Origin of the sequence: Frankia sp. Hr75.2, assembly GCF_949319125.1 — a bacterium.
Lineage (GTDB): Bacteria > Actinomycetota > Actinomycetes > Frankiales > Frankiaceae > Parafrankia > Parafrankia soli.
Window position 1 is genome coordinate 1 of the sequence record NZ_CASGGV010000291.1, and the last position, 12546, is coordinate 12546.

Consider the following 12546-nt stretch of genomic DNA (forward strand, 5'->3'; position numbering starts at 1 on the left):
TTGTAGGTCAGCAGGTCGTTCAGGACGAAGCGTGGGTTGAAGTAGTGCAGCGCCACCCGGTCCGGCCCGCCGCCAATGAGGTCGCCCAGCGTCCCGGTGAAGTCGAAGGCCGTCGAGGGGTCGGCTCGCCAGCTGGCCAGCGGTGCCGTCCGGCCGCGGGCCACACCGGGAGTGCAGCGGCTGCACGGCAGCTGCACGCTCAGCTCGGCGTCCGCCAACGTGCCCGTCGACTTGATCTCCCGAACCTGCACCTCGACCCGCACAGCCTGGCTGTTCTGGTTGGTGGTGACCGCGATGGCGTACAGCGCATCGACGGTGCCGATGACCCGGCCGCCCCGGTCGCGCTCGCCGGCGGACAGCCGCTCGATCTTGCACCATTCGTAGCGGCTCTTGTGCCAGCCGTCCGGGTTGGTCGACGCCTGGGCCGCGCAGTCGGCGACGGTCGCGGCTGAAGCGGCTGGCACAGGCACCAGCACCAGCAGCGGTGCCGCGATGATCGCGAGCAGCAGGGACAACGACAGGGTGCGCCCACGCATACGAGGGTCCTCTCGGCGGGGTCAGGGGGAGAACGACGCCTCGAAACAGTAGGCAAGGACCCTAAGAGTGCGTCAATTGAATTCAAACGCAGGTAAACGTCGAGATTGACGTCGAAGGCGCAGCTAGGGACGGTCGTGGAGGACAAATCGGGTCAATTGAATGTGATTGGTGTCACTCGGCGAACGCCGACAGCTGGCTGGCTTGAGGTGTGGCCACCAAGGATTCCTTGCTTCGCAGCTGGATCCGGTTGGCTGGCGACGAGCCGGGGCTGGGAGGCTTCATCGCCGCAGAGATCGCTGCTGGTTACCCACCTGACGGCCGCCCAGGTTCTGACTGTTGCAGACCCTCGCAACACTGTCCTACAGTGTTGATATGGCCAAGTACAAAGACATCGCCGATGACCTTCGTCGCCGCATCCAGACCGGCGAGTTTCCAGTTGGTGCCAAGCTCCCCGGCCTCACTGACCTCGAAGCCCACTACGGCGCCGCGCTCAACACGGTGCGAGCGGCTCAGGCACTCCTCCAGGAAGAGGGGCTCCTCCGGATCGCCCAAGGCGAAGGTGCCTTCGTGCTACAGGTGCCAACCACGAACCCCGCCGACCTTCTGGAGACGCTGCGTGCTGCTCATATGGCGCTGGCGCGGGCGATCGAAAGGCTCGAGGCGGTGTAGAAGCTGTGCACCGAGAGAACCAAGCGCGGGCGCACATTCTCCGAATCGCGCACGCGGCTCGCAGTTCAATAGGACTAAACCGTCCTCGACTACAAAAAGTTCTCAAAGTCACGCCCGTACCTCGTGCGTGTCCGCCATCACCGCGCGACCCATATTACTCCGGGCACTTCACCATTTAGGCAACAGTAAAGCTCTAGATCCGCTAACGAGTGAACTTTCGGAATCCTGTGGCCAGGGTAAACAGGCGACCAAAATAGCCAGGAACGCCCGGTTCGGCCATCCATACACCTGACTCCAGATCGCGCGCACGTCGGCAATAGATCAGTTCGCCTCACTAGGATAATGCCATCATGGAGGAACCGCGCTCGAGACGTAAGGGGCTGATCTACCTAATACTCACGGGCATTTACGCCGCAGTGGCTCTGGGTGTCACGCTGTACAACGAGCTAAACATCGTCGCGGTCCTGGGCTCATTGGCTCCAGTCGTGCCGCAGCTATACATGTCATGGACCGAATTTCGCTACAATTCTCCCGCGTCAGCCGATCCCCAACTATTGATTAAGATTTCGGATGATCTCGCCAAGGCAGTTCGCGCCCAGTGGGTTCATGAACTTAACGTACGGCGTCTCGCCGTTGACTCACTATCGGTCAAGTGGGGCCCCGTCGACCACGATCTTGTAGATGACTGGACGGCGATCATCCGGCTCGCCACACGGGGCCTCGGATGGCCAGAACGCGATCCGTCGCACTGGGCGGACGGCCCTGTCAACCTCCACGGAAGCGATAATGATCTTATTGGGATTCTGGAACGTATACCTACCGGACGCTTGCTCATGCTCGGTGAGCCAGGAGCAGGTAAGACCGTACTGCTGGTGCGCTTGGTGCTGGACCTGCTGAACCGGCGCAGAGCAGGAGATCCTGTGCCGATATTGATGCCACTGGCCTCCTGGAACCCCGATGAACAGGGTCTCGAAAGCTGGTTTGAATCCCGGCTGGCCATGGATTATCCCGCTCTGCGGGAGCCTGTGGCGGAGGGATCTCGTCTCACGAAAGGCCGGGCGCTCATAGATTCTGGGATGATCTTTCCGGTTTTGGATGGCCTAGACGAGATTTCTGTGGATGCGCGCGGACTCGCAATCGACTGCATCAACAACGGACTGCAGCCAGGGCAGCGCCTGGTGATCTCGAGCCGCGCGAAATCTTATCGGGAGGTCACTAATCCGCAGACCGGGACCGGAGTGAGACTCACCGGTGTGGCCGGCGTTCTTCTCTGTCCGCTCGACACGAATGCTGTCGCGGAGTTTCTGCGCACTTCGGCCGGTAACCCAGCCCGATGGGATCGAGTTCTAGCTAACCCGCCGCCCCCGGTCAAGGACGCACTCTCCACGCCCCTGATGGCCACACTGGCACGGACGATCTATAATCCGCGCCCCCGGGAAGGCGTGGCGAATTTGCCCGACCCATCCAAACTGTGCGATCCCGATCGTTTTCCAACTAAGGCCGCCGTCGAGCAGTACCTGTTCGACGCCTTTATTTCTGCCGCCTATCGCCGGCATCCGGAGTATACGACTCCATGGTCTGCCGAGCAGGCCGATAAATGGCTATCCTTCCTCGCGAACCACCTTGAAAATCGGCTTAACCATAGATCAGGTCTTGCCTGGTGGGAGATTCACTACGCCACCCCTCGTCCGCTTGTGGGGCTTATTCTCGCTTCCGTCACTGCTTTTATTTGCGGACCTGCGGCAAGTATCGGCACAGACATCGGAATCGGTCTGGGCGCAGGGCTTTCGATAGGCCTTGCGGTCACGCTATCTCTCCAGCGTGTAGCGGGAGTATCGGATAGCCACTCCTATACTCGAGGTATTGCCGGAGGACTTATGGGAGGACTTTTCGGGGCGCTTGCCGCGGGGCTTGCTGGGGGATTCGGCGTGGGTATGGCAGACAGTCCCACGGGCGCACTTGCCACGGGACTCGGCGTCGGGGTCGGGGTCGGAACCATCGCAGGTCTTGCCGATGGCATTGCCGGTGGATTTGCTGGAGGTTTGGCTGGTGGTCTGGTCTCGAACTTTGGGAGCGGCGCTCCGGCGGGGATTGTGAACGGTCTGGGAGTCGCTCTCGCAGTTGGATTGGCAACAGGAATGGCTGCGCAACGCTTTCCTGCTCGAGGGCTACGATGGTCGCCTGCAGGTGTGGCCGGGGGACTCACGGTTGGGCTCGCGGTTGGGCTGGCGGTCGGTCTGACCATCGGAGTCATGGTCGGACTCCTCGTTGGGCTTACTGTCGGAATTCTCGACACCCTCGTCGTGGGCCTGACGGAAGCCTCCGCTGATCTAGAAACTGCGGCGTCGCCGATGACTGTCCTTGTCCGGGACCGACATGCCTCAGTGATGATCGGTTTGGCGACCGGAGCAATGAGCGCTTTTGTCAGTACCATCATGGTAGGGTTCATCGTAGTATTGGAAAACTCCATTCAGCCAAGCTTTATCGCAGTAGTGCGCCACGGACTTGGCGCCGGACTCGCATCCGGATCCATCGTCGGAATTGTGGTTTGTCTTCTCCGAGGCGCATGGGGATCGTACTTCCTAGCCCGCTGCTGGCTGGCATTCCAGGGTCGCTTGCCTTGGCGACTCGCCGGCTTCTTGGCTGATGCCCACGAGAAACGCGGCGTTCTTCGTCAATCGGGAGCCATATACGAGTTCCGCCATCTCAAACTACAGCAAAGTCTCGCTAAGCGGGCAGATCGTGTTCGACACCGAAGAACGGGCCGATCTTCTCCCTCATGAAGCCTTCCAGAGTGGATGAACCCTGACGATGAAATAGATTCCCGTTATTCCGTCATGCCATTTATACTCCGGCGAGATGGAGACTTTAACCAAGAAAAAGTTAATTAATACGTTTCCCCGGTTCCCACACAAACACCACCCCTCCCCGCGGCAGCACCCACCCATCGAAGTCGGCCCGGATGGCCCTCGTCGGCAACCCGGCCGCCGTCTGGTTGATCCGCGCCCGAGTGCTGCTGGCGAAGAACTCCAGCAGCCGCACATCCTTGATGTCAGCGTCGCTGTAATCGAGCTCCACGCTCAGGCCACGGGTCGGCTGCTCAACGTCCAGCTTGATCAGCCGGCCATCCTGCCGCACGATCGCTCGGTAGGTATACGACACCACCACAGGCCGACCCGCGGCGATGACCTCCTTGCCAATGGCCGCGCTGTACGTCTGGCTGTCACGCTTCGCGCTGCGCCGGATGGGTCGGGCCCGCCCGTCGATGGTGAACTGCACCAACTCGAACGCATCCCGCGAGGCGCCATCGAGCCCGCCGACCGGCCGGAAGAACCACGCCGATGTCGCCCCGGCCTCGGCACTCAGCTCCCGGTACTCCTCCCGATCGGATGTGCAGACGAAACGGCGAACTGGGCTGACCGGGACCGTCGTGTACTCCCAGCTCACCGTTGCCACCAAGAGGCCGGCCCCAGCAGCGGCCGCTGCTGGGGAACTCCCGACGGGAGTTCCCGTTCCCTCCGGTAGGGGCGACAGCCGAACCTCGACCCGGGCATCGTGCCAGCGCTCCACCGAAGCGATGGCCTGGTCACGGATGTCGTCGTACAGCTCGTGGGCGAAGGCGGCATCACCGAGCCGCAGCGCCAGGCTGTTACGGATGATCTGATCCAACATCGCCGGCGTGGCCACCCGGGCCAAGTCCTCGGCGTCGAAGGCGAAGCCGCGGATGACGGCATCCCGCAAGGCCGGCGCCTCCTCGGTGATGACCTGTCGCAGCTGGGCCGACTGCAACTGCGCGGCCTGCCGTCGCTGCCAGTAGTCGATGCCGATGCCGAGCAGCCCGAAGGAAAAGAGCAGGCCGCCGACCTCGCCGAGCGGGAAGAAGTCCAACCACCCGAGCCCCGGCAGGGCGTCCAGGTGGCGGGCCAGCATCAGCAGCCCCAATCCCGCGAGCGCCGTAACCAACCCGATGAACGCGGTCTGGAGACGGTCGAACTGGTCGCGGAGATCTGCCATAAACTAGCTTAATTATATCACTATTAAATGTGTGCCGGAAACGCTCCGCGCACGACGAAGCCCCCGGGGCGTAGCCACCCGGGGGCTTCCCGGGGCCGATTGGCCCCGTCGTCTTCAGTTGCCCTCGCCGCCCATGCCGCCACCTCCTCATGGTCGCCCGATCCTGGCCGATGCTACTCATAAGTCTGTAGACCTACAAGTAGCACTCTCGGCACCGTCAGTGTCGACATGGAAGGCGACCTGCAGCGGATCTTCGGCCGCAACCTGCGCCGCTACCGCGAGCAGCGTGGCCTCAGCCAGGAAGCCTTCGCCGACGTCGTCGGTGTTCATCGCACCTACATGGGCGGGGTGGAGCGGGGCGAGCGGAACCTCACCCTCAAGTCGGTCGAGCGGATCGCCGAGGTGATCGAGGTGGATCCGTTGGAGCTGTTGCGGGACTGATCAGCGCTTGCGCTGCAACGTCTCCCGCCGACACCGCGGGCAGCCGCAGCCTGCGCTCGACCGCGCGAAACCGTGGGGCCGTCGACCTCAACGGCCCCACGGGTCCTGAGCGTCCGGCCGATCAAATCTCCGGCAGCGCCAACAGGTTGTTCGCCGGCACGCCGTCCGCGTAGGAGCGCAGGTAAGGCGGCTGCGCCTCCACCACGCGGACCTCGGCCCACTTGCCCGAGGAGTCCTTCACGCGAGACTGCCCCGGGTTTTTCCGGACGAAGTCAACCAGCGTGGGCCTGACATCGCTCAGGTCACTGTTACCTGACTGCCGGTTGACCCACTGCAGCTTGGCGATACCCTGATGGTCACTGCCGTGGCCGTTCATACGGCGACCGGTGAACTCGATCATGTGATCGACCCTTCCTGAGCACAGCGCTCCGAAGTGCCCCCGGCTCAGCAACGTGGCGTGCCTGTTAACGCCAGCGTCAACCGAGCCCGGTAGGGTCGTCAGGCTGTCCAAGGCACCGGACCCGGTTCGGAGGCCGACCCCCGGTCGGTCCATCCGAGCCGGGTTCGTCGTGCTCGGGATTAGCATACGTGTTCGAATGACAAGCCTGTAACTACCCGGCCACTGGGCGGCCGAACCGAGGTGGTGCAGGTCAGGCGAGTGATGGTGCGTCACTCGCGCTCCCGTGATCTCGTGGTAACAGCACAGGAGCCGCGTGGCGCTGTACCATACCCAGGGATAAGCCACGCGCCTCCCACTGACGAACACGCTGCGCGCCACCTTCCAGCAGTCTTCCTGACAGGGCGCGGTGCTCCGTCCTTACGCGTGGGCATGATTTCTAGGTCTTGAACTAAATGGCAGCCGCCCCCAGGCATCTCGGAGCAGCGGGTTCTGATCGCCGTCGACATAGAGATCACCAAGGGCAACGTTGAGATCCCAGGTACGGCGCTCGTCATCCGACAAGATAGCTGCAAGGATCTTTGAGGCTGGAGTGCGCTGCCCGACTGTCACCAAGTTTTCTATATCTGTGATAGGTGACACGAGCGTCGGCACGTCAGTTTCAGGCAGGAACGAACGCACCGGAAGACTGTTTGCCATATACCACGAGTCGAGCGTTCCAACAATGCCGATGACCGGTCGATCAGTTGGAATTTTATCGAACTCTGGCACACCCTCCCGTATGGCGCTGCAGGCGCGGTTGATCTGCCGGAACGCGCCGCCGAGTATCTTACTGTAGTAGTCGCGTTCCGCAGACTCATCGGCTGCCCTCGCGGGCGCGGGCACCCGGCCAGCCTTGGCTTCAATCAGGATGACCAAATCGGGCGCGACGACAATCCAGTCTACACTCTGCACGTTATTCTTTTTGTATCTGTAGGTGATTTCAGGATGCACTGTGACATCCGGCAGCAAAGACAGTTGACGACCAAGATAATCCTCGAAGAGCTCCCCCATCTCATCGGCGTATGGGCTGCCCCACCGCTTAAGGCCGACATAGTACAACTCTATCGGCGATAGCTTACGCGGGATGAGCTGTGGCACTGGCGCAAGAAGCCGGCCATCCTGCAGGCGCACCAGCGGACGCGCTGTCAATGGATTGAACTGGTAGCGCCTCAGAATCGGCGACACTGTCGTCTCGGTATTCTGCTGCTTGAATTCTTCCATGCTATGTGCAAAAACCGAGTCGACGACGCCTAGAATTTTATCGCGGGGAAGGAAGTCGAGCACCGCAGCAAAATTTTTCTGATCCATCCAGGCCGGGTCAAAGTACCCGTTGTTGGCAGCAGCGGAGACGTGCAGCATCTGAGCGACGCCGACAGCAATTGGGAGCGGCGCACCGATCAGCTCAGCAAGCGCGTCCTTCGTGACGACCTTAAGCTTCTTGCGACCCGAATAGTCTTCGAAGACGCACAGCGGTCGCGCCATGTCCGCGAAAGGGTTCGACTCCTGGTAAGAAAACTGCTCGTAGGCAGTCCGAACGAAGAAACCAGACAAGGGATCTGTGCTCAGTGGTTCGATCTCCTCATCCGAGGGGCTCATATACATCTCACAGGCCGTGGCGATTTCACCCGGCTTCACCGATGTGCTCCGGTACCGGTTTCCGTGGCAGATCGAAGCCCTGACAACATTCGTGAGGGCCCACGGCGGAGTCTGTATATATCCGGGCTCGGTGACCTTGCCGGGTAGCGCAAGCGCCACCGTCGCCACCGTCGCCAGCAGCTCTTCCTGGTTGAACCGACGCACATAGTCACAGAACTCTTGATAGCTGTACTGATCTTTCATAGGTTTATTATAGATCAACTGTGAGGTAGTGGTTTACAGGGGCTGTCTTTGCTGGCACTGTTCAACCTCTGCTACCGATATCCCCGGCTTGAGGCCTTCGACCCAAGATCACCAAGTTCCTTTTCCGGCTCAGCCGCACGCCGCTCCAGCTGCGTCCGCGTCGGCCACCGCGGAGCAGGCGCCACGGGTTCCCGTACTTCCGCTAATTCGCCCTCATCCGTTAGACGCTGACATCGAAGAGTTCGAGTAGCGAGTCGAGGGAGTGGTCGTGCAGGTCGGAGTCTGGCCAGAGTGTTTCTAGTCTGCGGAATTCTGCGTTGTGCCCTTGGCCGGGAAGTAGGTGGTGGAGCAGCTCGTGCCAGAGTAGAAACTTAAGAACGGCGTCTGGGATCTGCTCGGGGGGCGCGCAGAGCAGCCGGTTCACCCGAATAATGGGTGTGCCTCTGGACCGGCCGCCGATACGTGGGCTCCAGTATGCCAACGCTGATCGGATTGGCTTGCGAGTCCACTCGATATCCGGGACATGGCTCAGTAGCTGGACCAACTCGGGTTCATCGGCAAGGAGGCTGCGCCCCCTTTCGGTCACTCCACGCAGCAAAGCCGTAAGATCACGGTCGTCGAGTCGTGCCAGCGTCATACGTTCGCCAGTGGCGATGGCGGCCGGCAGCGGAACGTCCTCCGGATTGTAATGGAGATCGGCATGCTGGGAAAGGATGAAGAGCTCTTGTTCAATGGCTTCACAGAAGGCTTGGAAACTCGGGACAACGACGCTCGCCAAGCCGCTCCCGTGTCGCTGCCGCAGCCAGTCCTGCCGTTCCCTCACCGTCATCGCGGGCAGGTCAAGTAGCTCTTGGGCCACCATGCGCAGACTGAACGCAGCGCGTACCTCTACGAAGGGAGGGGCTGCCTCATAGGTTTTCACGTAGTTGACGACGGCGAGCACATCGGCGCGTACTGGCCGCGGAAACGGCAGATCGTCGAACAGATCGGCGGGGGATCGGGACGCAGGCTTCGAACCGCTCACATAGATGTCAATCAGGTCATCGAACCGCTCGCGGGTATGCTCGCAAACCGGAACGTTGACCTCGCCAAGCTCGTAGTAGCCAATGATCGTCGTGCTGGTCATCGGGACTAGATCAGTGTGGGGTCCGATACGTTCGGCGTAGGAACGGAGCACTCGGTACAGTACGTCCTGGGGAATCGGCTGTCCGGTTAGTTCGTCGGGCACCGGCGGCAGACGATACCCGGTCCCGTTCGCACTGCTCTGGTAATCTTCGTCGTCCGGTGGCTCACCCAGACCCGGAATCTCCCCTGGCGCTAGCACATCGATGTCGTCGCTCCACCGGTCCCGGAGGTCCACGATGTGTGCGACCTCGTCCCCTCCGCTCTGGCTGCCACGCAACACTCGGCCGATCATCTGGTGCATCAGAACCCGACTACGGGTCGGGCGGGCAAGGAAGGCGGTGTGCGCGTCGGGGAGATCCACCCCTTCGGTCAACATGCCGACGCTGACCAGCACACAGCTTCCTTTCTCCTCACGGAACCATTTCAGGGTGAGCTCGCGGGTGAGGGCTGAGCGGCTGTGCACCACCTGGGCCTGGGCTCCGCGGCTCGTAAACAAGGCCCCGAGACGCTCGGCGTGTTCGATGTTGACTGCGAACACCAGGGTCTTGCGCCACTGCTCCCGCCGCGCCAACCATGTCTCGACGATCAGGTGGTTGCGATGCTCCTGGTCGAGCCGGCGCAGTACCGTTGGCGGCAGGTCGCGGTCGCCAAGCAGACGTTGTTCTTCGTCGGTGAGTTCCGGTCGTTCGCCTGTATCCACGGTGTGAAAGACGGGCCGGGCCAGCACACCTGTCCGGATGAGGTCCCGCGCGGCAAGTTCTATGACAGCAACAGGGAAGCGGTCCCGCAGCCGCTTGGCCGCACCGATGCCTGAGGGCCAGGGCGTCGCGGTCAGTCCAACGAGTACCGGGTTCGCCATCGTCACGAAATCAAGCAGCTCGGCATAAGTCGGCGCGACCGCGTGATGCGCCTCGTCCACGACTACGACACACGGCCGTTCCAGGAAGCGCGCAAGCCGTTTGCGGGCCGCGTCCTTGGCGCGGCCACCGGCCAGACTCGCCCGAGTGACCACGGCGACGTCCAGGTCAGGATCGGCGAGGCTCGTCGGAGGGCTGGCCAGGGAATGGATACGACGCAGCACCCGTTCGAATGGCACCGGCATGCTGCGAGCAAGTTCCACGAAAGTCCGTGCAGCCTGGTCTACGAGCTCTTGTTGGTCAGCGACCCATAGAACTCTCAACCGCCGGTCGGCGTGCAGACGATCGAGGAGCCAGCGGACCGCCGTGTAGGTCTTGCCCGCGCCCGTCGGCAGGACAAGCAAGCCGGATCGGCCGGCGCCACCGGAAACGCTGGCCAGCTCGTCCAGCTTCTGCCACGCCGACCGCTGGAACGGAAACGGGATACGCGTGTCGTCCCGGCCTTCGCCAACGAGCACCCAGGGCAAGCTGTCCCGCTCGCCACCGGACGTCTCCTCGCCGCGTACCGGCACGGCCCGGCGGTGGTCCTCGAGGAATGCGGTTCGCAGGCTCGCCCGGAAGCTGTTCGTTCGGTTCCGCCTCCGCAGAAACGCGATCTCTTCAGCCAGTGAATCCAACCGAGTGGTCCGGGCCTCGCCGGACAGCGAAAGCCGAACCATCTCGGCCAAGCTCCGAACAGCCAAGGGGTCGGCGTGTGGCAGCCATCGGTCCCTCAACACGTCCACGAGTGCGTTTACCTGCATATGCCGCGGATTCAATCGGGGTCCGAAGACGCGCTCCGCCCAGTCCGGCAGCTCTGGGCCGGTCAGCCGCGCCAGCCTCTCGGCCTCCTCCGACCGACCGCTATCGGCGTAGACGGCGCCTAGCATCTCTCGCAGAAGCGCGGGTTCCACCTCGTCCCACATGAACCGACGACGCAGTCGCTGACCGTCCGACATGCACCCCCCTCACCCTCGCCGCCAGTTCCTCCCGAGCGGTCCCGAGCCTATCGGCGTGCAATATGGCGACATCCGCCAGACGGTCCCGAAGCCAACCCTCGGCGGCTCGACTTCCGGACTCGTCGTGGCGCTCCTGGTAGCCGAAAAGGGTGTGGAGGCGGGCCGCTGCGGGCGGAAGCAGCAGCTGAAGTCGAAGGCAAGGGGGGCTCGTCACCGGAAGCTGTGCCCTGCGCTGGACCCGGGGCGTGATCGGGTGATGCCTCTCCGACATCTTCGGTGTCTGTCGGGCGGGCGATCATGGGCCGCAGCACCGCCTCTACCTCCGCAAGCCCCGCCAGTACCATCCTGCCGGCCAATCTGAGTCGCGAGGCTGACGCAACTGGTCGCGGTCGGTGACGATCTGACAGACTGCCGATGCTGAGAACTGGGTCACGGCCTCGCTACACAGCCGGACCGTTATAACTCTGCCATCCGGGGGAACAAACATGATCGAAGCAGTGCAGGTGTTGTGGTCGCCGGCCGGGCTAAACCTGCCCTCATTGGGCGCTCGCGCGCTGGTCGACGTGACCGACGGCGACACCCCCAACGTCCGCATGCCCATCCGCATGTTGTCGGTCGACACGCCGGAGGTGACCGCTCGCACCGCGGCCCGAGCCCGCGCCATCGACCAGGAGTTCCTGCAGCTTGCGACATGGATCGGGGAGGGCCGTGCGCCGATCTCCCCGGGCCTGGCCGAGTTCCTGCTCCCGAAGCTGGAGACCGGCCAGGCCGGCACCCTTCAGTTCGAGCAAGGTGGGAAGGCATCTGCCTTTGCGAAGCAAAATATCGACACGCGGCTGACCAAGCCGGATGGCAGCAAGCGCAACCTGTTCATCCGCGCCGCCGAGCCTCCCTTCGATGACAACAACCGCCTCCTGGCCTACGTCGCCCCCGACTACACCGAGGCCGAACGGCGGACCCTCACACGCGAGCAGCGGGCCACTTTCAACCTGGATCTCGTCGCCGCCGGGTGGGCTGCCCCGTTCGTGATCTACCCTTCCATCCCTGGCGAGCTCGATCTGCCCCTGCTCTTGGAAGCGGCCACCACCGCGGCCGCACCGGCAGATCCCAAGGGCATCTGGGCCGACCCGCACACCCTGCTGGCCTACGAGTACCGGGCGATGGAGAAGCTGTACCGGGTGACCAAGAAGAAGGTCAACGGCGAGCCGCTGCGCGCTGGCGAGGAGACCTCCTGGCGCGAGCGGTACTGCGCCGACATGCGCAGCCGCCTGCTGCACGGTCCGGAGGACTACTGCACCATCCCGCCGCAGTACCGGCTGTGGATCTGGCCGAAGGACCTCAACGAGGCCATCGGGCGGCTGAACCTGGTACCGGCGCCGCGGCTTGTCGGGGCTGGATGATGCCTCCATCAAGGATCTGAAGGGTGGCCGGGCTGGCGGTGTCCAACGTCAGCCCGGAGTTCCTCAGCCGGCTCACGCCGCCGCGCTGGGTGGAGCGGATCGGGCTCAGGCAGACAACGCGGTACCGGGGGAGTACCCGGGGCTACGCACCGTCCTACCTGGGACTTCCTGAAAACAGGAGCGGCGCTCGCTACGTACGGGCGAGACTAACCCCCGGCGCAGATCGC

Annotated in this window: 9 protein-coding genes; 4 read left to right on the top strand and 5 right to left on the bottom strand. The window is 62.9% G+C overall.

The window, feature by feature from the left end; all coding sequences use genetic code 11:
• On the bottom strand, positions 1–536 hold a 536-nt coding region (locus AC559T_RS21605; RefSeq protein ID WP_498869887.1), incomplete at its 3' end, for a hypothetical protein.
• Positions 537–909: 373 nt separating this feature from the next.
• On the opposite strand from AC559T_RS21605, the gene AC559T_RS21610 reads away from it, so the two are divergent.
• Together AC559T_RS21610 and AC559T_RS21615 are read left to right on the top strand one after the other, a co-directional pair.
• The gene (locus AC559T_RS21610; RefSeq protein ID WP_498869888.1) at positions 910–1206 is read left to right on the top strand and encodes a GntR family transcriptional regulator; all 297 of its coding nucleotides are present in this window, start codon (positions 910–912) and stop codon (positions 1204–1206) included.
• A gap of 350 nt (positions 1207–1556) precedes the next feature.
• Complete coding sequence (locus AC559T_RS21615) at positions 1557–3989, top strand: NACHT domain-containing protein (RefSeq protein ID WP_498869889.1); 2433 nt, start codon at positions 1557–1559, stop codon at positions 3987–3989.
• A gap of 100 nt (positions 3990–4089) precedes the next feature.
• On the opposite strand, the gene AC559T_RS21620 is transcribed toward AC559T_RS21615, so the two are convergent.
• Positions 4090–5220, bottom strand: a complete 1131-nt coding sequence (locus AC559T_RS21620) for a hypothetical protein (RefSeq protein WP_498869890.1) — start codon at positions 5218–5220, stop codon at positions 4090–4092.
• A gap of 228 nt (positions 5221–5448) precedes the next feature.
• Between AC559T_RS21620 and AC559T_RS21625 the strand changes: the two genes are divergently transcribed.
• On the top strand, positions 5449–5661 hold the full coding sequence (locus AC559T_RS21625; protein ID WP_498869891.1) for a helix-turn-helix domain-containing protein: 213 nt from the start codon (positions 5449–5451) through the stop codon (positions 5659–5661).
• A gap of 121 nt (positions 5662–5782) precedes the next feature.
• Here AC559T_RS21625 and AC559T_RS21630 read toward each other — a convergent pair whose 3' ends face one another.
• The 3 genes from AC559T_RS21630 to AC559T_RS21640 form a co-directional block, all read right to left on the bottom strand.
• Positions 5783–6061 carry a DUF3892 domain-containing protein gene (locus tag AC559T_RS21630; RefSeq protein ID WP_498869892.1) on the bottom strand — a complete coding sequence of 93 codons (279 nt, stop codon included), beginning with the start codon at positions 6059–6061 and terminating at the stop codon, positions 5783–5785.
• Positions 6062–6478: 417 nt separating this feature from the next.
• Positions 6479–7939: a hypothetical protein gene (locus AC559T_RS21635; protein WP_498869893.1), complete on the bottom strand. Its 1461-nt coding sequence runs from the start codon at positions 7937–7939 to the stop codon at positions 6479–6481.
• 220 nt (positions 7940–8159) lie between these two features.
• Complete coding sequence (locus AC559T_RS21640; protein ID WP_498869894.1) at positions 8160–10919, bottom strand: DEAD/DEAH box helicase; 2760 nt, start codon at positions 10917–10919, stop codon at positions 8160–8162.
• A gap of 485 nt (positions 10920–11404) precedes the next feature.
• Here AC559T_RS21640 and AC559T_RS21645 point away from each other — a divergent pair, with 485 nt between their 5' ends.
• Entirely contained in the window at positions 11405–12319 is a 915-nt protein-coding gene (locus tag AC559T_RS21645; RefSeq protein WP_498869895.1) for a nuclease, read from the top strand.
• Positions 12320–12546: the final 227 nt, after the last annotated feature.